20 protein-coding genes, 2 pseudogenes and 1 riboswitch are annotated in these 24,104 nt (G+C 75.6%); of the genes and pseudogenes, 14 read left to right on the forward strand and 8 right to left on the reverse strand.

Annotation, left to right across the window (positions count from 1 at the left end; translation table 11 throughout):
- Positions 1–50: 50 nt before the first annotated feature.
- The 3 genes from JD77_RS04110 to JD77_RS04120 form a co-directional block, all read right to left on the reverse strand.
- The gene (locus tag JD77_RS04110; RefSeq protein ID WP_281292078.1) at positions 51–1,076 is read right to left on the reverse strand and encodes a glycosyltransferase family 2 protein; all 1,026 of its coding nucleotides are present in this window, start codon (positions 1,074–1,076) and stop codon (positions 51–53) included.
- Between the two features lie 94 nt (positions 1,077–1,170).
- Positions 1,171–2,901 carry a glycoside hydrolase family 3 protein gene (locus tag JD77_RS04115; protein ID WP_145773110.1) on the reverse strand — a complete coding sequence of 577 codons (1,731 nt, stop codon included), beginning with the start codon at positions 2,899–2,901 and terminating at the stop codon, positions 1,171–1,173.
- Positions 2,902–2,976: 75 nt separating this feature from the next.
- A complete protein-coding gene (locus JD77_RS04120) occupies positions 2,977–3,468 on the reverse strand; it encodes a DUF3145 domain-containing protein (protein ID WP_145773111.1) in 492 nt (163 codons plus the stop codon).
- 346 nt (positions 3,469–3,814) lie between these two features.
- Between JD77_RS04120 and JD77_RS04125 the strand changes: the two genes are divergently transcribed.
- From JD77_RS04125 to JD77_RS04145, 5 genes are all read left to right on the forward strand, one after another.
- On the forward strand, positions 3,815–4,144 hold the full coding sequence (locus JD77_RS04125) for a hypothetical protein (protein WP_145773112.1): 330 nt from the start codon (positions 3,815–3,817) through the stop codon (positions 4,142–4,144).
- A 152-nt stretch (positions 4,145–4,296) separates the two neighbouring features.
- A complete protein-coding gene (locus JD77_RS04130; protein ID WP_145773113.1) occupies positions 4,297–5,268 on the forward strand; it encodes an alpha/beta fold hydrolase in 972 nt (323 codons plus the stop codon).
- Between the two features lie 135 nt (positions 5,269–5,403).
- A complete protein-coding gene (locus JD77_RS04135) occupies positions 5,404–7,521 on the forward strand; it encodes a HelD family protein (protein ID WP_145773114.1) in 2,118 nt (705 codons plus the stop codon).
- 108 nt (positions 7,522–7,629) lie between these two features.
- Positions 7,630–8,544: a cation diffusion facilitator family transporter gene (locus JD77_RS04140; RefSeq protein ID WP_145773115.1), complete on the forward strand. Its 915-nt coding sequence runs from the start codon at positions 7,630–7,632 to the stop codon at positions 8,542–8,544.
- Positions 8,545–8,698: 154 nt separating this feature from the next.
- Positions 8,699–8,830: riboswitch (cyclic di-AMP (ydaO/yuaA leader) on the forward strand.
- Positions 8,831–8,834: 4 nt separating this feature from the next.
- Positions 8,835–9,905, forward strand: a complete 1,071-nt coding sequence (locus JD77_RS04145) for a coiled-coil domain-containing protein (protein WP_145773116.1) — start codon at positions 8,835–8,837, stop codon at positions 9,903–9,905.
- 82 nt (positions 9,906–9,987) lie between these two features.
- On the opposite strand, the gene JD77_RS04150 is transcribed toward JD77_RS04145, so the two are convergent.
- Both JD77_RS04150 and JD77_RS04155 read right to left on the reverse strand, forming a co-directional pair.
- The gene (locus JD77_RS04150) at positions 9,988–10,455 is read right to left on the reverse strand and encodes an SRPBCC family protein (RefSeq protein ID WP_145773117.1); all 468 of its coding nucleotides are present in this window, start codon (positions 10,453–10,455) and stop codon (positions 9,988–9,990) included.
- 49 nt (positions 10,456–10,504) lie between these two features.
- Complete coding sequence (locus tag JD77_RS04155; RefSeq protein WP_145773118.1) at positions 10,505–10,867, reverse strand: STAS domain-containing protein; 363 nt, start codon at positions 10,865–10,867, stop codon at positions 10,505–10,507.
- Positions 10,868–11,222: 355 nt separating this feature from the next.
- Here JD77_RS04155 and JD77_RS04160 point away from each other — a divergent pair, with 355 nt between their 5' ends.
- The gene (locus tag JD77_RS04160; RefSeq protein ID WP_145773119.1) at positions 11,223–11,630 is read left to right on the forward strand and encodes a hypothetical protein; all 408 of its coding nucleotides are present in this window, start codon (positions 11,223–11,225) and stop codon (positions 11,628–11,630) included.
- Positions 11,631–11,694: 64 nt separating this feature from the next.
- Here JD77_RS04160 and JD77_RS33335 read toward each other — a convergent pair.
- A pseudogene (locus JD77_RS33335) lies at positions 11,695–11,973 on the reverse strand (hypothetical protein); the annotation flags it as partial.
- Between the two features lie 181 nt (positions 11,974–12,154).
- Here JD77_RS33335 and JD77_RS04170 point away from each other — a divergent pair.
- Positions 12,155–12,832, forward strand: a complete 678-nt coding sequence (locus tag JD77_RS04170; RefSeq protein ID WP_145773120.1) for a BON domain-containing protein — start codon at positions 12,155–12,157, stop codon at positions 12,830–12,832.
- A gap of 64 nt (positions 12,833–12,896) precedes the next feature.
- Complete coding sequence (locus JD77_RS04175; RefSeq protein WP_145773121.1) at positions 12,897–13,445, forward strand: DsbA family protein; 549 nt, start codon at positions 12,897–12,899, stop codon at positions 13,443–13,445.
- A gap of 9 nt (positions 13,446–13,454) precedes the next feature.
- Here JD77_RS04175 and JD77_RS04180 read toward each other — a convergent pair.
- Positions 13,455–16,155: pseudogene (locus tag JD77_RS04180) on the reverse strand (helix-turn-helix transcriptional regulator).
- A 247-nt stretch (positions 16,156–16,402) separates the two neighbouring features.
- Between JD77_RS04180 and JD77_RS04185 the strand changes: the two are divergent.
- From JD77_RS04185 to serS, 5 genes are all read left to right on the forward strand, one after another.
- A complete protein-coding gene (locus tag JD77_RS04185) occupies positions 16,403–16,861 on the forward strand; it encodes a hypothetical protein (RefSeq protein WP_246140519.1) in 459 nt (152 codons plus the stop codon).
- Entirely contained in the window at positions 16,858–18,021 is a 1,164-nt protein-coding gene (locus JD77_RS04190) for an alcohol dehydrogenase catalytic domain-containing protein (protein ID WP_145773122.1), read from the forward strand. The genes JD77_RS04185 and JD77_RS04190 overlap by 4 nt, the downstream gene beginning before the upstream one ends.
- A gap of 24 nt (positions 18,022–18,045) precedes the next feature.
- Positions 18,046–19,230, forward strand: a complete 1,185-nt coding sequence (locus tag JD77_RS04195; protein ID WP_145773123.1) for a saccharopine dehydrogenase family protein — start codon at positions 18,046–18,048, stop codon at positions 19,228–19,230.
- A gap of 34 nt (positions 19,231–19,264) precedes the next feature.
- Entirely contained in the window at positions 19,265–19,861 is a 597-nt protein-coding gene (locus tag JD77_RS04200; RefSeq protein ID WP_246140520.1) for a hypothetical protein, read from the forward strand.
- A gap of 107 nt (positions 19,862–19,968) precedes the next feature.
- Entirely contained in the window at positions 19,969–21,255 is a 1,287-nt protein-coding gene (serS, locus tag JD77_RS04205; protein WP_145773125.1) for a serine--tRNA ligase, read from the forward strand.
- A gap of 108 nt (positions 21,256–21,363) precedes the next feature.
- On the opposite strand, the gene JD77_RS04210 is transcribed toward serS, so the two are convergent.
- A complete protein-coding gene (locus JD77_RS04210; RefSeq protein WP_145773126.1) occupies positions 21,364–22,194 on the reverse strand; it encodes a TrmH family RNA methyltransferase in 831 nt (276 codons plus the stop codon).
- A gap of 382 nt (positions 22,195–22,576) precedes the next feature.
- Here JD77_RS04210 and JD77_RS04215 point away from each other — a divergent pair, with 382 nt between their 5' ends.
- A complete protein-coding gene (locus tag JD77_RS04215; protein WP_145773127.1) occupies positions 22,577–24,022 on the forward strand; it encodes an alpha-amylase in 1,446 nt (481 codons plus the stop codon).
- Positions 24,023–24,104 lie beyond the last annotated feature (82 nt).

The following is a 24,104-nucleotide window of genomic DNA, read 5'->3' on the forward strand; positions in this document are numbered from 1 at the left end:
GTCGGGTTCGCGGGGCCGCGGCGGCTCGGCGCCGCCGGTGGCGAGCGCGGTCACCGGAGGCTGTCGGCCAGCTCGGCCGGGCCGTCGGAGGCGGCCGGCGCGCCGTCGCCGGGGCGGCGGTCCGCTCCCGCGTCGCCGTCCGCGCCGGTGTCGCTGGCCACGAAGTACGCCGGGCGGCCCTGCACGGCGGTGTAGACGCGGGCCACGTACTCGCCGAGCAGGCCGAGGCAGAGTAGCTGCACCGCGCCGAGGAAGAGGATCGCCACGTAGAGCGAGGGCCAGCCGGTCACCGTGCTGCCCGCGAGCCACGCGACCACGGCGACGACCACCAGCACGCCGCAGACCGCCACGCCGGCCAGCCCGAGCCAGGTGGCCACCCGCAGCGGTACGGCGGAGAAGCTCGTGACGCTCTCGACGGCCAGGCCGGCCATCCGGGACAGCGGATACTTGGTGCGGCCGGCCGCGCGCTCCTCGCGCTCGTAGCTGACCTCCCCGCTGGGGAAGCCGAGCCACGGCACCACCAGCCGCAGCACCGGGCTGCGCTCGGGCAGCTCCCGCAGCGCCTCCACCGCCGCCCGGCTGAGCAGCCGGAAGTCGCCGGCCTGCGCGGGCACCTGCTTGCCGACCAGCCGCCGCATCAGCCGGTAGTAGCCGGCCGCCGTCCACCGCTTGAAGCGGGTGTCGCTGCTGCGGTCGGCGCGCACCCCGTACACGACGTCCAGGCCCTCGGCGCGGGCCCGGCGCAGCATCTCGGCGATCGCCTCCGGCGGGTCCTGCAGGTCGGCGTCGATGCTGACCACGTACCGGCCGCGGGCCCGCAGCACCCCGGCGACCAGCGCCGCCTGGTGGCCGCTGTTGCGCCGCAGCCGCAGCACCCGCAGCTGCGGCCAGCGGGCGCGCAGCCCGGCCAGGCCGGCGGCGGTGCCGTCGGTGCTGCCGTCGTCCACCGCCAGCACCTCGTAGGGCTCGTCGAGCCCGTCGAGGACGGCGCGCAGCCGCTGGGCGAGCAGCGGCAGCACGCTCTCCTCGTTGAACATCGGGACCACCACCGACACTGCCGGCTCCGGTCGCGTCACGGCGCTGGCCTCCGTCCTCGCCGGCGGTGTCGGGACAGCCGAACGCTACCAGCCGGGCCGGGGGGCGCAGGCCGGTCCGGCGCGGTGCCGCGCCCTACTTCGCGCAGGAGGTCGCGGGAAGCCCGGGTACGGGCACCGGCGAGCGCCCGGTCGGCTCGGCCCTGCCGGCGAGCACGTTCGCCAGCGCCGTCATCGAGGCCGGGCTGGAGGAGTACGTGGCCAGCAGCGTGGGCGACTTCGCCCGCGCCAGCAGGTACGGGGTGTCCATCGCGACGGTCACGGCGGCGTCCGCGCTGAGGTCGCCGGCGCCGTCGCCGTACCCGACGAGGTGCACCTTCGTCCCGCCGCTCGGCTTGACCTCCACCCCGGCCGCGGTCAGCGCCTCGGCCAGCAGCGCCCGGGTCCGGTCTCGGCCGCCGGAGGAGGTGACGGTCACCGGGCCGCGTACGCCGACGGCGCAGGAGCCGCGCAGCACGGTCACCGCGCCGGCGGCCAGCGCCTCGGCCGCCCCGCGGTGCTCCGGGCTGTCGAGCGTGGACATCGCCGGGGCGGGGCGGTCGGCCAGGGTGAACTTCATGGTCAGCACCCGGGTGGCCGCCTCGACCAGCCGCGCCCGGGGCAGCGACCCGTCGCGCAGCGCGGCGAGCAGCCCGTCGTACGCCTGGGTGACGTTCGGCGGCATCAGGATCAGGTCGTTGCCGGCGTCGAGCGCCCGCACCGCCGCCTCCCCCGGTGACCAGCGCTTGGCCGGCGGCATGTTCATCCCGTCCGTGACCAGCACGCCCGTGAAGCCGAGCTGCCCGCGCAGCACGTCGGTGAGGACCTTGCGGGAGAAGGTCGCCGGGACGCCGGGGTCGATCGAGGTGACGTCGAGGTGCGCGGACATCACCGCGAGGGCCCCGGCGTCGATGCCGGCCGAGAACGGCGGGAACGCCACGCTGTCGAGCACCTTGCGGGACTGGCCGACCACCGGCACGTCCTTGTGCGAGTCGGCGGCGCTGAGGCCGTGGCCCGGGAAGTGCTTGACGGTGGCCGCCACGCCGGCGGCCTGCAGCCCCCGGACCGCGCCGGCCACCTGCGCTCCGGCCCGCCGCGGGTCCGCGCCGAACGACCGGGACCCGATCACGGTGCTGCGCTTGGCGAGCACGTCGGCGACCGGGGCGAAGTCCATGTTGATCCCCATGGCGGCCAGCTCGGTGCCGGCGGCCCGCCAGGCGGCCTCGGTGCGCGCCGGGTCGCCGGCCGCCCCGGCCGCCAGGGGGCTGGGCAGCAGCGTGACGCCGTCGGTGATCCGGGTGACCACGCCGTACTCCTGGTCGGTGCCGATCAGGAAGCCGGCCGGGCCGGCGGCCAGCTTTCCGCCGGCCTCCCGCAGCCCGCTGGTCAGCTCGCGGACCTGCCGGGGGTTCTCGACGTTGGTGGTGACCTGGTTGCCGGAGGTGGGGTCGTCGGCGCTGAAGCCGACGAGGATGACCCCGCCCAGCCGGTACTTCGCGACCATCTCGGCCGGGGTGGCCACCCCGGCGAGGGTCCGGTTGCCGGCGGCGGAGGCTTCCGACACCTCCGTCGCCGAGCTGCCGTACGCGTAGGGCATCAGCACCTGGCCGACCAGGTCCTCGTCGGCGAGGGTGCCGACGAGGGCGGCGGCGCGGGCCGCCGGGTCGACGGCGGTCGATCCGGACGGGGTCGGCGGCGCGGCCGGGGCGGTGGTCGGCGGGGCGACGGCCGGCCCGCCGGACTGCCCCGCACACCCCGTGAGGAGCAGCGCGGTCAGGGCGGTGAGCGCGACGCCGGCACGTCGAGGGGTAATCGACACGCCGCCCATCCCACCAGTTCACCCTTATCGGGGCAAGTTGACCTGGTACGGGCCGGCAGCGTCCGGCCTGCGTGCCCGAGGCGGTCAGCCGACCCGGGTGAGCAGGGTCACGGGGGCGCCGTCGCCGGCGTACCGGTAGGGCTCCAGCTCGGCGTCCCAGGCGGTGCCGAGCGCCTTGTCGAGGGCGTGCGCCAGCGCCTCCGGGGCACGGGCGGCGGCCATGATGGCGCGCAGCCGGTCCTCGCCCAGCTGGATGTCGCCGGCCGCGCCCACCGTGGCCCGGAACAGGCCCCGGCCCGGCACGTACATGAAGCGCTCCCCGTCGGCACCGGCGCTCGGTTCCTCGGTCACCTCGAAACGGATCATGGGCCACTGCCGGAGGGCAGCGGCCAGCTCGGCGCCCGTCCCCGGACGACCGGTCCACCCGCACTCGGCGCGTCGGGCGCCGGGGTCGACGGGCTGAGCCGTCCACTGCAGGTTGACCGGCGCGGCGAGGACGCGCGCGATCGCCCACTCGACGTGTGAGCACACGGCGAGCGGGGTCGAGTGGACGTATACGACGCCACGCGTTGGCACGGAGACCTCCCGGAGAGCGAGGTGCGTCTTCCCCTACGACCTCGACCACCCGAGTTGTCACTGGAACACATGATGACTGGTGTGACGGATGGTACGCCAGGGAATCGGAAAATTGCCCTCGGGCAGACCGCGCATCCGACCTACCGGCGGGCCGGAATAGCTGGGTGGCTCACCCGGTTGTGCTCTCCGGACAGGCACGGTGACCAGCCAGGTGCCGTGGTCGTGTACAGTTCCATCGGCGGCTTGTGCCGCGCACATCTTCGGCGGGCCGAGGCTCCACCCGGGCGTCACCCGTCAACAGCCCCCGGACGTTACCGTCCTCCCGTACGTCTCAAGGAGTACCTCCGTGGCGAGCAACACCTCTAAGACCGCGCGCGCGTCAGTCCGGGCCGGCCAGGCTGGCCAAGGTGGCGCCCTCAGCGTGCTGGGCGAGTTCAAGTACATCATCCCGCTCAACGGCGGCAAGCACGCCTACCTGCGGAACCTGACCAACGGCAAGACGGCGCACCTGCGCACCGACTCCGAGGCCTTCATCGAGGAGATCCGGGTGCTGGCCGCCGCCGGCCACGCCGCCAAGATCCGGGCCGAGATCAACGGCCTCGCGGCCGCCCACCCGGAGCACGGCTGGGACGCCACCGAGAAGCGCCTCGTCGAGGCCGGCGTCTTCGAGGGCTGAGCCCTCCCCCTCGCTGCATCCAGAACCGCCCGTCGGGTCGTCCCGGCGGGCGGTTCGTCGTCTCCGCCCTCTTCCTTCTCGCCGGCGGGGTGGTTGGCCTGGTGCCATGGTGGGTAGCCGATGTTCTCCGGGCGGCCCGAGGGGAGGCGGCGATGCCGGAGCACGTGGAGCTACGGCTGCCCGACGACGTACGCCTGCACGTCGAGGCGTCCGGGCCGGCCGACGCCGAGGTCACCGCGATCCTGCTGCACGGCTGGACGCTGGACGGGCGCGGCTGGCACCGCCAGCTCGCCGCGCTCCGGGACGGTTTCGGCGACCGGGTCCGGGTGGTCACGTACGACGCCCGGGGCCACGGCCGGTCCAGCGCCATGCCGCTGCGCACCGCCACCCTGGCCCAGCTCGGCGACGACCTGGCCGCCGTGGTCGACGCCGTCGCCCCGGCCGGCCCGGTGGTGCTCGTCGGGCACTCGATGGGCGGCATGACGATCATGGAGTACGCGCACCGCCACCCCGAACACTTCGCCGCCCGGGCGGCCGGGCTGGTCTTCGTCGCCACCACCGCCGAGGGGCACACCCACACCGGCTACGGCCTCTCGCCCCGCGTCGCCCGGCTGATCCGGCTGGCCGAGACCACCGGCGCCGGGGTGCTGGCCCGCTGCGGCTCGTGGTGCCCGCCCCGGCCGCTGCTGCGCGCGCTGCGGCCCAGCATCCGCTGGCTGCTGTTCGGCGACCGCTGCGACCGGACGGACATCCGGCTGGTCACCTCGGCGGTGGCCCGCGCCTCGCTGCGCTCGATCGGCGGCTTCCGGGCCTCGATCGGGGCCCAGCACCGGCTGGAGACCCTCGCCGCGCTGTCCCACCTGCCGGCGGCCGCGCTGGTCGGCGACCGGGACCGGCTCACCCCGCCGCCGTGCGCCGAGTCGATCGCGGCGGCGCTGCCGGAGACCGCGCTGACCGTCTGCCCCGGCGCCGGGCACATGCTGATGATGGAGCGGCCCGCCGAGGTCAACGCCGCCCTGGCCGGCGTACTGCACCGGGTGCTGGCAGGCGCCCCGCGGGCCGTGCCGGCCGGCGTCCCCGGCGCCGCACCGACCGCCCGGTCCGACGCCGTCCCGGCCGGCTGACCGCCCGCGATCCGGCGGCCGGGACGTGGGGTGGATCGCGGCACCGGCATGGCCCCGCGACGGCGTCCGCCGGTGGTCGTACCCTCACCCGGTCACCCCGGCGACCGCCGCCACCGTCTGCGAGGAGCCCGTACGTTGAGCGACCGGACCACCCTGGAGCAGGAGATCGCCGTCGAGCAACGGCATCTCGACCGGGTGTACGCCCGCCTCGCCGAACTGCGCCGCGCGGCCGCCCTGGCCGAGAAGGAGGGCTACCGGCTGGCCCGGGTGGGCAACTTCGGCGCCCTGGTCGAGCGGGACGCCATGGTCTTCCACGCGGCCCGGCGGCGGCACCTGCTCGACGCCGAGCACGAGGGGCTGGTCTTCGGCCGGCTGGACCTGCGCGAGGGGCAGGTGCTGCACGTCGGTCGGCTCGGGGTGCGCGGCGAGGACGCCGAGACCCTGGTGGTGGACTGGCGGGCCCCCGCCGCCGCGGCCTTCTACCAGGCCACCCCGGCGCAGCCGCTGGGCGTGGTGCGCCGGCGCACGATCCAGTCCTCGGCGGAGCGGGTGACCCGGATCGAGGACGACCTGCTGGACCCGGGTGCGGCCCCGCCGGAGATGGTCGTGGTGGGCGACGGGGCGCTGCTGGCAACCCTGTCCCGGGCCACCGGCCGGGGCATGCGGGACATCGTCGCCACCATCCAGCGGGAGCAGGACGAGGCGATCCGCTCCCCCGGCTCCGGGGTGACCATCGTCTCCGGCGGCCCGGGCACCGGCAAGACGGCCGTGGCCCTGCACCGTGCGGCGTACCTGCTCTACTCCGACCGCAGCCGGTACGCCGGCGGCGGCATCCTGGTGGTCGGCCCGTCGGCGGTGTTCGTGGAGTACATCGCCTCGGTGCTGCCGTCGCTCGGCGAGGAGGCGGCCACCCTGCACTCGCTCGGGTCGCTCTTCCCGGGCATGTCGGCCACCCGCACCGATCCGCCCGAGGTGGCGGCGGTGAAGGGGTCGCTGCGGATGCGCCGGGTGCTGGAGCGCGCCGCGCGCGACGCCGTGCCGGGCGGCCCCGGCGAGTTGCGCCTGCTCTACCGGGGCGCGCTGCTGCGGCTGGACCGCCGCGAGCTGGACGGCATCCGCGATCGGGCGCTGTCCCGGGGCGCCCGCCGCAACGAGGTCCGCCGGGCCGGCTTCGACGGGGTGTTCGCCGCGCTGTGGGCGCAGGCCCGGCGGCTGGACATCCCCCGGCTGCCGGAGCAGCGCGTGTTCGAGGACGAGATCGCCGACCGGCCCGAGTTCCGCGAGTTCCTCAAGGCGTGGTGGCCGCGCCTGCACCCGCGGCACGTGCTGGGCTGGCTGGCCCGCCCGGAGCGGCTGCGCCGGTACGCCGGGGGCGTCCTGAGCCGGGCGGAGATCGGCCTGCTCGCCGACGCGTACCGGACGCTGGACGCCGAGGGGCTCACGATCGCCGACATCGCCCTGCTCGACGAGCTGGACGCGCTGCTCGGCAAGCCGGTGCGGCCGGCCCGGCCGAAGCGGGACCCGTTCCAGCTGGCCGGCGGGGTGCGGGAGCTGAGCACGTACGCCGAGCGGCAGCGGGCGGCCCGCGAGGCGGCCCGGCAGCGCCCCGAGGACTACCGCGAGTACGCGCACGTGGTCGTCGACGAGGCCCAGGACGTCTCGCCGATGCAGTGGCGGATGATCGGCCGGCGCGGCCGGCTGGCGTCCTGGACGGTGGTGGGCGACCCGGCGCAGACGGCGTGGACGGGCGCGGAGGAGGAGCTGACCCGGTCCCGGGACCAGGCGCTGGGCCGGCGCCGCCGGCAGCACTTCACCCTCACCACCAACTACCGCAACTCCGCGGAGATCTTCGCGGTGGCGGCGGCGGAGATCCGCCGGCTCTACCCGGACCTCGCGCTGCCCAGCGCGGTCCGCTCCACCGGCGTGGACCCGGTCCGACTCGCCGTCCCGCCGGCCGAGCTGCGGCCGGCCGTCGCGGCGGCGGTCGCCGAGCTGTTGGGCGAGGTGGAGGGCACGGTCGGGGTGATCACCCCGGTCCCGCGCCGGGACGAGGTCGCCGGCTGGCTCGCCGGCCAGGCCGGCCCGCGCCTGCAGGTAATCACCAGCCTCCAGGCCAAGGGCATGGAGTACGACGGGGTCGTGCTGGTGGCCCCGAGCGAGATCCGGGCCGACCCGGGCTCCGGCGTACGGACGCTCTACGTGGCGCTGTCCCGGGCCACCCAGCGCCTCACCACGGTCGATCCGACGGGCTGACGGGGTACCCGGACGGGGTCCTCGGTCGGACTGCCGACGATTACTTGCATACATAGCGATGTGAGCATAGATTGGGCCGGCACCGGGACAGGGACGGAGGGTGTTGGCGTGGGCGCAGGTCATGACCACCACCACGGCGTCGCGTACGCCGCCGAGCGGCACCGGGGCCGACTGTGGGCCGCGTTCGGGCTGCTCGGCGCGCTGATGCTGGTCGAGGCGGGCACGGCGTACGCCACCGGCTCCCTGGCGCTGCTCTCCGACGCCGGGCACATGTTCACCGACGTGCTCGGCATCGGCATGGCGCTCGCCGCGATCACCGCCACCCGCCGGGCCGCCGCCGACCCCCAGCGCACCTTCGGGCTGTACCGGCTGGAGGTGCTCGCGGCGCTCGGCAACGCGCTGCTGCTCAGCGGCGTCGCCGTGTACGTCCTCCTCGAGGCGGTACGCCGGTTCGGCAACCCGCCGGAGGTGACGACCGGCCCGATGCTGGCGGTGGCGGTGCTGGGCCTGCTCGCCAACCTGGCCGCGTTCGGCCTGCTGCGCGGCGGGGCGCAGGAGAGCATCAACCTGCGCGGGGCGTACCTGGAGGTGCTGGGGGACCTGCTCGGCTCGGTCGGGGTGATCGCCGCGGCGGCCCTGATCTGGGCCACCGACTGGTGGTGGGCCGATCCCCTGGTCGCGGTCGCGATCGGCGTGTTCATCCTGCCCCGCACCTGGCGGCTGGGCCGGGCCGCCGTCCGGATCCTGGTGCAGGCCGCCCCGGAGCACCTGCAGGTCACCGCCGTGCACGACCGACTCGCCGCGGTGCCCGGCGTGGTCGAGGTGCACGACCTGCACGTCTGGACGCTCACCTCCGGGATGGAGGTCGCCTCGGCGCACCTGACCATGGCCCCCGACGCCGAGGTGGGCGCCGTGCTGACCGCCGCCCGCACCGCACTGCACGAGGACTTTCACATCGAGCACGCCACGCTACAGGTCGAACCCGGAACGTCACCGGGAAACTGCGGGCCGACCGCCTGGTGATACCCAGATCCGTCGATCAGGTGGGCTATTGTGCCTCCATGCCGGATTTGATGGGTTTGATCCGCGTACCGTGCGTAACGGGCGCAGCGCCCGCCCCACCAGCACCGGTAGGCTCGGTCCCGGCCTCCGCTCCGGTGGCGCCCGCCGGCGCCCGCGGCGGCCGCCGCCTAATCGCCCGCGAGGGCGAGCCGGGGAACCACGTTCGTGGGGTGCATCCGCGTGAGCGGTAGGGATCTTCCGTCCCGAACCCGTCAGCTAACCCGGTCGGCGGCTGACGGAAGGACATCCGCATGCCAGTAGTGGCACCTGTACGAAGGACGGCCGCCCGGGTGGCGGCCCTGCTCGCGCTCACGCTCGCCGGCGGCCTCGCGGTCGTCCCGGCGGGCGACACCCCGGCACAGGCGGCGCCGCCCGCCGGGCTGCTCGCCGCCGCGCCGGGGCAGGACGACGAGGGCGGCACCCCGGCGCTGCGCGCCGCGCTGGAGGCGGCCAGCAAGGGCTACCTCGACGCCAAGGCCGCCCTGAACCGCTCGGTGCAGCGGCAGCAGCAGCTCGGCGCCCAGCTCAAGACGATCGAGGCGGAGCTGACCGTGCGTGACAGCAGGGTCGGTGAGATTGCCGGTGTGGCGTACAAGACGGGCCGGCTCCGGGCGGTGTCGGCGCTGCTGAACAGCAACTCGCCCGAGGGGTTCATGGACCGGGCGGCGGCGCTCGACCAGGTGGCCAGCAACGAGGACCGCGCCCTGCGCGACCTGCTGGCGGCCCGGGACCAGGCGAACCGGACGCGGCAGGCGCTGGACGGGGAGATCCGCGAGCAGCGCCGGCAGGTCGCCGTGATGGGCAAGCGCAAGGAGCAGGCCGAGCGGGCCCTGGCCGTGGCCAACGAGCGGGCCGGCGGCGGGTCGAGCCCCGGCGGCACCTCCGGCGCCACCGCCTCCCCCGCGAAGCGCAACCCCGACGGGTCCTGGCCCGCCGAGTCGTGCAGCGTGAACGACCCGACCCCGGCCAACGGCTGCATCACCCCCCGCACGTTGCACGCGCTCCAGCAGGCCAAGGCGGCCGGCTTCACCCGGTACGTCTCCTGCTACCGCTCGGGCGGCTCCGGCGAGCACCCCAAGGGGCGGGCCTGCGACTTCGCCGCACAGACGGGCGGCTTCGGCGGCGTGGCCAGCGGCGGGGACCGCACGTACGGCAACAACCTGGCGGCGTACTTCGTGCGCAACGCGGACAACCTCGCCGTGCTGTACGTCATCTGGTTCAAGCAGATCTGGCTGCCCAGCAGCGGCTGGAAGGCGTACAGCGGTGGCAACGGGGATCCGTCGAGCGACCACACCAACCACGTGCACCTGTCGGTGTACTGACCCGACTCCCGCCCCGCGCCCGTAAGGCCCTGCTCACCCTGCACCGCGCTGCCGCCCGCCGGCGCGTCGCCACCGGCCCCGCTCAGGCCGGCGAGGAACCGCCCGGCGGGCGGTCCAGCACCTCGGCGAGCCGGCGGGCCAGGCCGAGGTGCGCCGAGCGGGCCTGCCGGAAGGCGTACCCGAACAGCGGGGCGGGGGCGCCGAGCGTGATCTCGACGTCGATCCGGACCACGCCGCCCGGCTCGTCGCGCAGCCGGGTGTGGTTGCGCACCGTCGTGGCCGGCCACTGCCGGGCCACTATGACGATCTCGTCCTCGGTCACCACCAGGACGTCTGCCTGGTACGTCGTCGTGAAGCGCAGCGGACCGGCGGCGAGCCGGTCGGTGATCGCGTAGCTGGCCCGGGCGCCCGGCCGGGGCGGCAGCCGGCGCACCCGCGTGATCAGCGGGTGCAGCTCGCCCTGCCGGGACAGGTCGCCGAGCAGCGCCACCGCCTCGGCGCGCGGGCAGCGCGCCTGGACGGAGTACTGGAAGGTGTCACGCCGCAGCACGCCCACGATCATCCCCCAGCGGAGCCGACGACAAAAGGGCCCGGCGCGGTCAGGCGCCCGGCAGGACCTCCGGGGTGGCGTTGCCGGCGTAGTAGGGCTCCGGGGCGCCGAACAGGCCGAGCAGGCCGGTCACCCAGAGCTGACGGTGGACGAACCGGCTCGGCTCGGTGACGACCAGCTTCACGCCGCTGACCTCCGCGGTCTGGAAGCCGGCCACCATCGCGCTGATGCCGACGGAGTCGATGAACGTGACGAGGCGCATGTTGAGCTCGATCCGGGTGGGACGCCCCTTGGCGAGCACCTCGGCGATGGCTTCGCGCACCTCGTACGCGGTGTCGACGTCGATCTCACCGCGCGGGGCGATCTCGACGACACCACCGGACAGTACCGACTTCACGATCGACAGGCTCACGCGAGCACCTCCACTCGCCCGATCACGGGCGCCTCATCAGTACGCGGGCCGCGACCGAGAGTATTCCTCCGACGGCCTCGGTCGCCACCCCTCAGGATGAGCAATCTGTGGATCAGGGCGGAGAAAGCGCCCCATCCGGACTATTCACATCTGCTTCGGATCACATCTGGTTCGGCACACGACCGACCCCGGGGCCGGTCTCGCCGCCCCAGGGTAGCGGTCTCCACCGACGATCGCGCGCACCCGCCGTACCGGGCGCGCCCCGTCGGCGGGGACGGCCGCCGGCCCGCGCGTCCGGGTTTGCGGCGGCGACGGGTGGGGCACTGCCCGGGTGGCACCCCGAGGAGGTATGACCATGTTGGGAACGAACCTGCTGGAACGCCGCAGCAGACCCGAGCGGATCGCGGACCAGGCCTGGCAGCACCTGCTCTCCGCCGCCAGCTCCGCCGGGGACACCGTCCGGGACACCGCCCGCTCGGCCCGCCGGGGCGGCTCGGGCCTGGCCGGGGAGGCCGGTGACCTGGTCGGCTCCGCCGCCGACGAGGCCCGCCGCCGCGCGGTGCTGGCGTTCGACGCGCTCGCCGGGCGCCGCCCGGCACTGCCCTGGGCCCTGCTGATCAGCGCCGCGCTCGTGGGCGCGGCGATCGGCTGGGCCGCCGGCTCGGCCGCCCGCGCGGCCGGGAGCCGGACCGGGTACGACGTGGACGACGTCGAGTTCGTCGACGTCGACCGGCCCAACTCCCCCGTCGGCCTGGACGGCTGACGACCGGCCCGGGCGCCGGAAACGACGCCCGGGCCGCCCCCCGCGAGCACCAGGGCCACCGGGACGACTTGGAGTGCCAGAGGCCGGCCGGGTCGGTGAGCAGGGCGTGCCCGCCCCAGGCCACCTGCCACGCCTGGAGGGTGGGGTCACCGGCGTCCTGCGGGATGGTGGTGGCCGGGTGGCGCAGCGTCGGCCAGGTCAGCGCCGCCGCGAGCACCAGCGAGCCGAGCACCGCGAGGGTCCACTCGTGCCGGACCAGCCGCGCCACCCGCACGGCCGCCGCCCCCGACCGCCCCGGCCGCGCGGGCGCGGGCGTAGGGATCGCCTCGTCAACCGCGCTCATCGCCACTCCCGCCCCGACCGCCGTCGCCTCGCCCCAGATCGTGCCGGACGCACCGAGCCCTGTCGATGCCCGCGCCCCTCACCCGGGCGGGGTGAGTCCGGTTCACCCGGGCCGGCGGCAGGCTCGGACCCGCGGGCGTACGCCCGGCGGACCGGCACCGACACACCGGGAGGAGCGAGCGATGGCCACCTCGACGACCACCCGTACCGACCAGGACATCCAGTCCGACGTGCTGGACGAGCTGACCTGGGAGCCGCGGGTCCGACCGAACGAGATCGGCGTGACCGTCACCGAGGGCGTGGTCACGCTGACCGGCTGGGTCGACAGCTACGCCAAGAAGTACGCGGCGGAGCGCGCCGCGCACCGGGTCGCCCGGGTCCGGGCGGTCGCCAACGACGTCACCGTCCGGCTCCCCGGGCCGTCCCAGCGCACCGACGCGGAACTCGCCACGGCGGTCGGCCGGGCGCTGGAGTGGGACGCGTTCGTGCCGGTGGAGCCGATCGACGTCACCGTCTCGAACGGGTGGGTGACGCTGCACGGCGAGGTGGAGTGGGAGTACCAGCGCCGGGCCGTGGAGCGGGCGGTGGGCCGGCTCACCGGCGTACGCGGGCTCAGCAACGGCGTGACGGTGCGACCGACGCTGCGGCCGGACGCCAACGAGCTGACCGACCGGATCGTCGACGCGCTGGCCCGCAACGCGGCCGTGAACGGGGAGCGGGTCACCGTCCTCGTGCGCGGCGACACCGTACGGCTGGAGGGACTGGTCCACTCGGTGCCCGAGCGCGAGGAGATCGAGCGGATCGTCTGGTCGGCCCCCGGCATCCACACCGTGCACAACCACCTGACCGTGTCGGGCTGAGCCCGGGGGAACCACCCGGGCCGGGTGAGCCGCCCTCACCCGGCCCGGCGGGAGGATGCCGATCATGACGACGCCGTTGCAGGTCACACCCCGGCTGCGGGTGCCGGTGACCGAGGCCGACCACGCCCGGGGGCCGGTGGACGCCCCGGTTACCCTCGTCGAGTACGGCGACTTCCAGTGCCACTACTGTGGCCTGGCGTACCCGAATCTCGCGGAACTGCTGCGCCAGCGGGCCGACGTGGTGCGGCACGTCTACCGGCACTTCCCCATCAGCAACGTCCACCCGTACGCGGACAGCGCCGCCGAGGCCGCCGAGGCCGCCGCTCGGCGGGGCCGGTTCTGGGACATGCACGACTGGCTGTACCAGCACCAGGACCAGCTCGACCCGGTGCACCTGTCGCTCGGCGTGGAACAGCTCGGGCTGCCCGCCGACGAGGTGGGCGCCGAGGTGGCGCGGCACGCCCACGCCGACCGGGTCCGGCAGGACTTCGTCGGCGGCATCCGCAGCGGCGTGGCCGGCGCGCCGACGCTGTTCGTCAACGACGTCCGCTACGAGGGCGGGTACGCGCTGCCCGACCTGCTCGCCGCCGTCGACCAGGCGGCCACCGCGTGAGCGGGCGGCTCAGAGCAGTCGCAGCTCGCGGGCCCGGCGCACGGCCTCCCGGCGCCGGGTGGCGTCCAGCTTGCGGTAGATGTTGCGGACGTGCGTCTTGACGGTGTTGACCGACAGCGACAGCTCGCTGGCGATCTCCACGTTGGACAGGATGCTCTGCAGGTAGCGCAGGATCGTCAGCTCCCGCTCGGTGAGCGGCTCGTCGAGCCGCCGCTCCGGCGCGGCGGCCCGCCCGTCGCCCGGCTCCCCGGCCCCCGGACCAGCTCGCGCACCGTCGGCCAGTGCGCCGTGCCGGAGTCCAGGTGCGCGGTGAGCAGGTCGCGCACGCCCGGCTCGGCGTGGGTGAAGACCCGCCGGTACCCGTCCGGGTCGGCCAGCTCCAGCACCCGCTCCAGGAGGCGCCCGGCCCCCCGTTCGTCGCCCGCCGCGCGGGCCAGCGCGGCGTCCAGCACGCCCGCGTCGAGGCGTACGGGCAGCGGCCAGGCGGCGGCCTCCGGGCCGTCCCAGTGCGGCAGCGCGTACCCGGCGGCGCGCGCGTCGCCGGCGCGCAGCTCCACCCGGGCCAGCGCCACGGCCAGCGCCGGGGGCGGCCCGTCGGGCGCGGCGGGCGGCCGGCGAGCAGGGCGCGGGCGGTGTCCAGGTCGCCGTGGGCGGCCCGCAGGTCCGCCTCGGCGGCGAGCAGCGCGTACGCCAGCTCCCCGGCGCCGGGAAGGCGGCCCCGGGCGGCGGCGAGCACCCGCAGCGCCTCCCCCGGGTCGCCCCGGTCGCGCAGCAGCGGGGCCCGGCACAGCGCCGCGAGGGCTCCCGCCGTCGCCTCCCCGGTCGCCGGCGCGGCCAGCGCCAGGCTCGCCTCCGCCTCCTCGGGGCGGTCCCGGTGCAGCGCCACCACGGCCAGCGCCAGGTAGCCGTGCGCGCAGTCCACCCGGCAGGACCAGCCCTGGCAGGGCGGCATGGCCAGCGCCTCCCGGGCGGCGCGTTCGGCCGCGCGCAGCTCGCCGCGTGCCGCGTGCAGCACGGCGGACCGGCTCGCGCAGAGCAGCTCGGTGCGGGGCCGGCCGGCCTCCCGGGCCGCCGCCAGCGCCCGGGCGAACTCCTCCCCCGCCGCGCGCGGGTCGCCCTCGGCGAGCGCGACCAGGCCGAGCGCGGCGCCGGCCGCCGCCCGTACGTCGGCGTCGTCGGTGGCGCCCGTACGCGGATCGTCCGCCGGGCCCGCCGGCGTACGCGTGGCGAGCAGCCGGGCCGCCGCGCGGCGTACCCCGTCGTGGTCGCCGGCCAGCCGGGCCAGGGTGACGTCCACGGCGGCGGCCAGCCGGCCGAACCGGTCGCGGCGCGGCACGGGCAGCGACGGCGCGGCCTCGGCGGCCCGGCGCGCCTGCTCGGCGGCGGCGGCCGGGTCCCCGGCGTGGGCGCGCTCGACGGCGGCGGCCAGCCCCAGCTCCGGGTCCCGCCGGACGGCCTCCTCCGGCGGCGGGGCCGGCGCCGGCCCGTCGGCGCCCTCCCGGTCGTACGGGACGAGGTCCGGCCACCGCCGCACCAGCAGCTCCGTGGCGCGGGCCCACCGGCCGGCGGCGAGGGCGTGCCGCAGCGCCTCGGCGGGGCGGCCGTGCGCCGCGTACCAGTCGGACGCGCGCAGGTGCAGCTCGCGGCGCCGCCCGTCGCCCAGGCCGGCCAGCTCGGCACGGAGCACGTCGGCCAGCAGCGGGTGGCAGCGGTACCAGGGCGGGCGGCTGTCGTCCCGGTGCAGGAAGCCGCCGGGGGCGGCCAGGGCGGTCAGCGCCCGTTCGGCGTCGGACCGGCCGGTGAGCGCGTCGACCAGGTCGGCCCGGAACGCGCCCACCGCCGCGCCCCGGCGCAGGGCGTCCCGGGCCGCCTCGTCGAGCGGGTCGAGCACCTCCTCGCGCAGGTAGCCGGCCACGTCCGGGTGGTCACCGCCGAACTGCTCGCCCGCGCGGGCCGGGTCGGGCCGCTCCCGCAGGGCCAGCGCGGCGAACCGCAGCCCGGCCGCCCAGCCGCCGGTGCGCTCGCGCAGCCGGGGCACCACCGCCGCCGGCACGGGCACGCCGTGCGCGGTGAGCAGGTCGGCCACCTCGTCCTCGGTGAACGCCAGCTCGTCGGGGCCGACGCTGGTCAGCTCCCCCGCGAGCCGCAGCCGGTGCAGCCCCGGCGGCAGGTCGGCCCGCGCCCCCACCACCAGACGCAGCCGCCCCCCGTGACGCAGCAGGAACTCCAGGCCGGCCAGCGCCGCCGGGTCGCCGACGCGGTGCAGGTCGTCGAGGACGAGCAGCACCGGGCGCTCCCGGGCGGCGAGCGCCGCGGCCAGCGGCTCCAGCTGGTCCGGGCGGGGCGGCGCGGCGGGCACCGGAGGGGCGGGCAGCTCGGCCCCGCCGGGACGCTGCTCGGCCGTCGTGCGCAGCGCCGCCGCCAGGTACGCCCACAGCCGCGCACCGGTGTCGCCCGCCTCCACCGACACCCACGCCGGCGTCGGCTCGACCGACCGGGCCCAGGTGGCGAGCAGGGTCGTCTTGCCCCAGCCCGCCGGAGCGGAGACCACGGTGACCGCCCCGGCCGTCCCCTCGTCGAGCCGGCGCAGCAACCGGGGCCGGACGAGCACGGGCTCGGGCAGCGGGGCGGGGGCCAACCGGGACGCCAGCAGCGGCGTCGGCGCGGTCGCCGCCGCCTCGACCGTGATCTCGCTGTCGCCCTGCGGCATCCGGCCCCACCCCCAAGCTCCCCAGGTTCGTGCGGCGGGCGGTTACCCCGCGCCGGCCGGTTCACCCCTTCGGGGGGAACCCGCTTCACCCCGCACGGCGCGACGATCGGGGCACGCGGTGGCCGGCCGGGGCCGGCCGCCGTGCCCGGCCGGGCGGCGCGGTGGCCGGCCGCCCGTGGCCACGGGTCCGCGGACGGGCCGGTAAGCGCGAGGAACGCCCGAACGGCACGAGGGGCGGGTGGAGCGGATGGCAGGCGGGACGCGGGGCGGGCGGGCGCTGGCCCGTACCGTCGGGGCGGTGGCCGCCGGCGCGGTGGCCGGGGCGACGGCGGCGCGGACGCTGTGCGCGCGCCGGGGTAAGGGCCGGCCCGGGGCCCGGCCGCGACCGGGCCGCTGGGAGGTGGTGACGGTCGACCGGCCGCCCGAGCGGGTGCTGCCCGGCGGGCGGTGGCCGGAGCCGCTGCGCCGCCTCGGCGCGGCCGTCGAGGTCGCGGCGGGCCCGGCGCCCGGCGGACGGGGCACCGAGCTGGCCGCCCGGCCGGCCGGCGGCGCGGCGGCCCTGCCGGGGATGGCCGCCCACCTGGCCGGCGACGACCCTGGGCGGTTCGTCCGCGCGGCGCTGCGCGAGGCCAAACAGCTCGCCGAGACCGGCGAGCTGCTGCGGCCGGACCGCTCGCCGCTGGACGGGCCGGCGGTGCCGGCGTGAGGGCGCTGTGCTGGCTCGGCGAGGACGGCCTGGCGGTACGGCAGGTGCCCGACCCGGAGCTGCGTAACGAGACCGACGCGATCGTCCGGGTGCGGCGCAGCGCCACCTGCGGGGCGGACCTGCCGCTGCTCGGCGGCCGGGTGCCCGAGCTGTCCGTCGGCGACGTGCTCGGCCACGACTTCCTGGGCGAGGTGGTGGAGGTCGGGCCGCGGGTGCGCCGGCACCGGGTCGGCGACCGGGTGGTGGTGTGCTCGGGCGTCGCCTGTGGGCAGTGCTGGTACTGCCGGGAGGGCCTGTACGCCTGCTGCGACAACGGCAGCACCGACCCGGCGGCGGGCGAGGCGGCGTGGGGGCAGCCCGTCGCCGGCTGCTTCGGGCGGCCCCGGGCCGGCGGCGGCTTCGCCGGCGGCCACGCCGAGTACGTGCGGGTGCCGTACGCGGACGTCGGGGCGTTCGCCGTGCCGGACCCGGTGGACGACGACCGGGCCGTCTTCGCCTCGGACGCGGTGCCGGCCGGGTGGCTGGGGGCCGAGCTGGGCGAGGTGCGGCCCGGGGACGTGGTCGCGGTGTGGGGCGCGGGCGCGGTGGGGCAGATGGCGGCGCAGGCGGCCCTGCTGCGCGGCGCGGACCGGGTGGTGGTGATCGACCGGTACCCGGACCGGCTGCGGCTGGCCGAGCGGCACGTCGGGGCGGAGACGCTCGACTACCGGGCCGCCGACGTCCCCGCCGAGCTGCGGGAACGCAGCGGCGGCCGGGGCCCGGACGTGTGCGTCGAGGCGGTCGGCATGGCCTGGGACCACGGCCCGCGCTCGCTGGTCGACCGGTTCACCCGCTCCGCCGTCGCCCCGGACCGGCCGATCGCCGTACGCGAGGCGGTGCACGCGTGCCGCAAGGGCGGCCGGGTCGTGGTGCTCGGCACGTTCACCGGGTTCGTCGACACGTTCCCGCTGGGCGCCGTCATGCACAAGGGGCTGAGTCTGCGCAGCGCCCGGCAGCACGGGCAGCGCTGGATCCCGATGCTGCTGGACCGGATCGCCCGGGGCGAGATCGCCACCGGCCACCTGGCCACCCACCGCCTCCCCCTGGAGCAGGCCCCGCTCGGCTACGACCTGTTCCGCGACCGCGCCGACGGCTGCCTCCGCGCGGTCTTCACGCCCTGAACCGTCCGATGGGAGACTCGGGGGATGCGGACGCAGCGGCCGTACGACCTCGTCCTGTTCGGCGCGACCGGGTTCACCGGCGCGCTCACCGCCGAGTACCTGGCCCGGCACGCGCCGGACGGGCTGCGCTGGGCCCTCGCGGGGCGCAACCCGGCGAAGCTGGCCGCCGTCCGGGACCGGCTCGCCGACATCGACCCGACGCTGGGCGACCTGCCGCTGCTGACCGCCGACGCCGCCGATCCCGGGTCGCTGCGGGCGGTCGCCGAGGCCGCCCGGGTGGTCGCCAGCACCGTCGGCCCGTACGTCCGGCACGGGGAGCCGCTGGTCGCCGCGTGCGCCCGCGCCGGCACCGACTACGTCGACATCACCGGCGAACCGGAGTTCGTCGACGAGACGTACGTGCGCCACCACGCCGAGGCGGTGCGCACCGGCGCCCGGCTGGTGCACAGCTGCGGCTTCGACTCGATCCCGCACGACCTGGGCGCCTGGTTCACCGTCAGGCGGCTGCCGCCGGACGCCCCGATCACCGTCGACGGGTTCGTCCGGGCCGGCGGCCGGTTCTCCGCCGGCACGTACCACTCGGCGCTGCTCGCGTTCTCCCGCGCGGCCGAGACGAGGCGGGCGGCGCGCGAGCGCCGGGCCGTCGAGCCGCGCCCGGAGGGCCGCCGGGTCCGGGCCGTGCCGGGCCGGGTGGGGCACTCCCGGGAGCTGGGCATGTGGGCGGTGCCGCTGCCGACCATCGACCCGCAGGTGGTGCGGCGGTCGGCGGCGGCCCGCCCCGAGTACGGGCCGGACTTCCGGTACCGGCACTTCGCCGCCGTGAAGCGGCTGCCGACGATCCTGCTCGCCGGCGCCGCGCTGGGCGGCCTGGCCGGGCTGACGAAGCTGCCGCCGACCCGGCGCTGGCTGCTCGGCCGGCTCTCCTCCGGGCAGGGCCCGACGGCGGAGCAGCGGGCGCGCTCCTGGTTCCGGGTGCGTTTCCTCGGCTCGGGCGGCGGCCGCCGGGTGGTCACGGAGGTGTCCGGCGGCGACCCCGGGTACGACGAGACCGCCAAGATGCTGGCCGAGTCGGCGCTCTGTCTGGCGCTGGACGACCTGCCGCCCACCTCGGGCCAGGTGACCCCGGTGACGGCGATGGGCGACGCCCTCCTCGCCCGGCTCACGGCGGCCGGCCTCACCTTCCGGGTGCTGGAGCACGGCTCGGCTTGACCCTCGACCAGGTTGAGGCGACAGGATCACCGGCGTGGAGAGCGAACTGCGCAGCATCGGCGAGCTGGCCCGGGCCAGCGGCCTGACGGTCAGCGCGCTGCGGTTCGCCCCGGCCGAGCTGGTCGACCGGGTACGCGCGCTGCTGGACACCACCGAGGAGACCGACGCGCACCTGCGGGTGGACGCCAGCGCTGTCTCCGTCTCGGTCGCCGGGCGGGAGGTCGCCGGGGCCGCCCTGCCGTACGACTTCCCCGACTACCGCCGGCTGCTGCGCGGCCACGTCGACGGCGCGGCGGCGTACCGGATCCCGGTGGACGTGCCGGCGCTGCGCGCGGCGCTCGCCGACGGCGGGCCGACCCTGGTCCGCCGGTACGAGGGCCGCGACGTGGCGGTGACCGTGCTCGGCCTGGACGACCGGGGCGCGCTGCGGGTCCTCGACGGTGACGCGCTGGCCGCCGCCGAGCCGGACGAGCTGCGGTTCGGGGTGAACGGGCGGTACCTGCTCGACGCGTTGGACGCGGGCGACCGGGGCCAGTTGGTGCTGGAGCTGGACGGCCCGATCGCCCCGCTGGCCGTGCGCCGCCCGGACGACGAGGACGCGTTCTCCATCCTGATGCCGATCCGCCTCTGACAGCCGGGCAGGGCCCCGTCGTTCCGGGCCGGACCGGCCCCGGAGGGGCGCGACGGTAGCATCTGGGGGTCCCACCTGACTCCCCGGACGGAGGCGTACGGAGCAGCATGCTCGACATGGAGTTGATCCGGAAGGATCGCGAGGCGGTGGCGACCGCGCTGGCGAAGCGACTGGATCCCGCCGAAGTCAACCGGGCGCTGGACGAGCTCCAGCGGCTCGACCAGGAGCGCCGCGCCCTGATCACCGAGATCGACGCCGAGCGGCAGCGCCGCAAGGCGGAGGCCCGGGCGTACGCGGCAGCGAAGCGGGCCGGCACCGAGCCGGAGGTCTCCGCGCCGGAGGCCGGGCGCAAGCAGCTCGCCGAGCTGGAGTCCGAGCTGGACGGGGTGCAGTCCCGGCTGCGCGAGCGGATGAGCGAGCTGCCGAACGTGCCCGCCGACGACGTCGTCGCCGGGGGCAAGGAGGCCAACCGGGTCGTCAAGACCTTCGGCGCGCCGCCGGCCATCGAGGAGCTGCGCGACCATGTGGAGCTGAGCCGCGCGCTCGGCCTGGTCGACCACGAGCGTGGGGTCAAGCTCGGCGGCTCCGGCTTCTGGATGTACACGGGCATGGGCGCCCGGCTGGAGTGGGCGCTGGTCAACTGGCTGATCGAGCGGAACGTCGAGGCCGGGTACGAGTTCCTGCTCCCGCCGCACCTGCTGCTGGACACCGCCGGGTTCGCCGCCGGCCAGTTCCCCAAGTTCTACGACGACGTCTACCACCTGGACAAGCGGTCCGCCCCGCGCGGCCAGTTCCTGCTGCCCACGGCGGAGACGGCGATCCTCGGCGCGTTCCAGGATGAGATCCTGGACATTGCGAAGCTGCCGCTGAAGGTGTTCGCGTACACCCCGTGCTACCGGCGGGAGGCCGCCGGCTCGCACTCCGACGAGCGCGGCACGGTGCGCGGCCACCAGTTCAACAAGGTGGAGATCTTCCAGTTCACCCTGCCCGAGCAGGCCGACGCCGCGCTGGAGGAGATGGTCGGCCACGCGGAGAGCCTGGTCGAGGGGCTGGGCCTGCACTACCAGCGCAGCCTGCTCGCGGCCGGCGACGCCAGCGCCGCGATGCGCAAGACCCTCGACATCGAGGTCTGGATGCCGAGCACCGGCAAGTACAAGGAGGTGTCGTCGGTCTCCTGGGGCGGCGACTACCAGGCCCGCCGGGCGGCGATCCGCTACCGGGAGCCGGGCGGCAAGCAGACCCGCTTCGTGCACACGCTGAACGGCTCGGCGCTGGCCACCAGCCGGCTGTTCCCGGCGATCCTGGAGCAGTTCCAGCAGCCCGACGGCTCGGTGCTGGTGCCGGAGGTGCTCCGCGACCGGCTCGGCACCGACCGGCTGACGCCGGTCCGCTGACCACACCCCGTCGGCGGGGGTCGGGTTACCCGACCCCCGCCGACGCATTTCCACCCTCACGTGCCCGCGCTGAACCTTCGCCCCGGGCGGCCGCCTGCGAGCAGCGCGCTACCGCCGGGCGGCGGCGGCCCGCTGGCGTGCCGATTCGTACAGCACGACGGTCGCGGCGGTCGCCGCGTTCAGGGAGCTGGCGGACCCGAACATGGGGATCCGGACGAGTTGGTCGCATGCCTCGCGCCAGCCGGAGCTGAGGCCGGTGGTCTCGTTGCCGATCAACGTCAGGGTGGGTTGTGTGAAGTCGTACTCGGCGGCGTCCAGGATGCCGCGCTCATCGGTTCCCACGATGCTCATGCCGATGCCGTCGGCGCGGACGTCAGCGACCCAGGATAGAACGGCCTGGTGGGAGGGCACCCGGACCACGGGCAGGGCGAACAGCGAGCCGGTGCTCGCCCGGACCGCCTTCGGGTCGTACACGTCGGCGGCGTGGCCGGTGACGATGACGCCGCCGGCGCCGAAGGCGTCCGCCGACCGAACGAGGGTCCCGATATTGCCGGGGCTGGTGGGCCGATCGAACACGACGGTGAGCATGGTCGGACCGACCGGGATGCGGCGCAGGTCGTCCTCCGGCAGCGCGACCACGGCCAGCAGCTCTGGCACCGCGTCTGCCTTACCTCCCAGTTCGTGCATCAGTTCACGCGAGACGGCGAACCTCTCGGCCCGGACTGTGTCCAGGGCCTCGCGTGCCCAGCCGGACAGCTGAGCGCTGGTGTCGTAGAGCAGCTCCCGGATCTGCCAGCCGTGTTCGACGGCCATGGTGATCGGGCGCACGCCCTGCACGAGGAACTCGCCGCGTCGCTGCCGCTTGGTCCGATTGTCGAGGAGAGCTTTCCATTGCTGGAACCGCGCATTGCGGCCACTCACTCGCAGAACCACTGTCAACCCCGCCTCCGTCGCATGTAGCCCGCCCATGCCCTGCCTGCCACACCTCACCGGTCTCGGGGCGGACCTTCGGCAGCGCAGCGGGAACGTGCCCAGCGAGTAGCGCGGCTCCCAGCGTCCCGCGCCGACGAGCAGATCGTACGCGTACGTCGGACGGAGGCTTGATGATCTCGGCACTCCGTCCCGCCCGGCGGCCACCAGGATGGCCCTGCCCGGGCGACGAGGATCCCAGTAGGCGAAGCGATACATGTCCATGCGTTGACAGGTTCTGCAACGCGCTTGTAACCTTGCCGAAAATTTCAGCCATGACCTGCAAGATTCCGGCACCAGAGGCGTCTTCCCCCGCCGCACCGCCCCGTCCCCCGATCCCGTAGGAGTTTCGATGCGTCGACGTCGAGGCCGCTCCGCGGCGCTCGCCCTGGGCCTGATCGCCGGCCTGATCGCACCGACCGCCCTCGCGGCGCCCCCGGCCGCCGCGGCACCGTCCGGCACGAAGAAGGTCATCGCGAACCTGTTCGAGTGGAACTGGCCGAGCGTGGCCAGCGAGTGCACCAACGTGCTGGGCCCGAAGGGGTACGGCTTCGTCCAGGTCTCCCCGCCGCAGGAGCACGTCCGGGGCAACCAGTGGTGGGTGGCGTACCAGCCCGTCAGCTACCGGATCGAGTCCCGCAAGGGCACCCGGGCGCAGTTCCAGTCCATGGTGAACACGTGCCACGCCGCCGGGGTGAAGGTGATCGTGGACGCGGTGATCAACCACATGTCCGGCCAGGACGCCGGAGGCACCGGCTGGGCCGGCTCGTCGTACGGCCACTACGACTACCCGGGCATCTACCAGTCGCAGGACTTCCACTACTGCGGTCGCAACGGCAACAACGACATCGCCAACTACTTTGACCGGTACGAGGTGCAGAACTGCGAGCTGGTCAACCTCGCCGACCTCGAGACCGAGTCGGACTACGTCCGGTCGAAGATCGCCGGGTACCTGAACGACCTGCTCTCGCTCGGCGTGGACGGGTTCCGGCTGGACGCCAGCAAGCACATGCCGGCCGCCGACATCGCCGGGATCAGGGCCAGGCTCTCCCGGTCGGCGTACATCGTGCAGGAGGTCATCTACGGCCCCGGCGAGCCGATCCTGCCGACCGAGTACACCGGCAACGGCGACGTACACGAGTTCCGGTACGGCAAGGACCTCGCCCGGGTGTTCCGCAGCGAGCGGCTGGCGTACCTGAAGAACTTCGGCGAGGGGTGGGGCCACCTACCGAGCGCCTCGGCGGCGGTGTTCGTGGACAACCACGACACCCAGCGCGAGGGCGGCGTGCTGACGTACCACGACCGGGGCATCTACGCCCTGGCCAACGCCTTCATGCTGGGCTGGCCGTACGGCTCCCCCACGGTCATGTCCAGCTACACGTTCGGCAACCGCGACCAGGGCCCGCCCTCCGACGGCACCAACAAGACCCTGAACACCACCTGCTACTCGGGCTGGGAGTGCGAGCACCGCTGGCGGGTCATCCTCAACATGGTGGGCTTCAACAACGCCACCCAGGGCGCCGGCGTCGCCAACTGGTACGACAACGGCTACCAGCACATCGCCTTCAGCCGCGCCGGCAAGGGCTACCTGACGATCAACGACGAGGACTTCGCGGTCAACGGCCGGTCGTACTACACGGGGCTGCCCGCGGGCCGGTACTGCGACATCATCCACGGCGACTTCAGCAACGGCTCGTGCAGCGGACCGGTGATCACGGTTGACGGCAGCGGCTGGTTCGCCGCCAACGTCCCGGCCCACGACGCGGTCGCCATCCACGTCGGCGCCAAGCTGAGCTGAGCAGGGCCGTCCCGAGGCGTCCCCGCCCACGGCGGGCGGGGACGCCGACCCGTCTCCGCTCGACGCGTTCCCCGCCCCCGAG

It is taken from the genome of Micromonospora olivasterospora, from assembly GCF_007830265.1.
GTDB lineage: Bacteria > Actinomycetota > Actinomycetes > Mycobacteriales > Micromonosporaceae > Micromonospora > Micromonospora olivasterospora.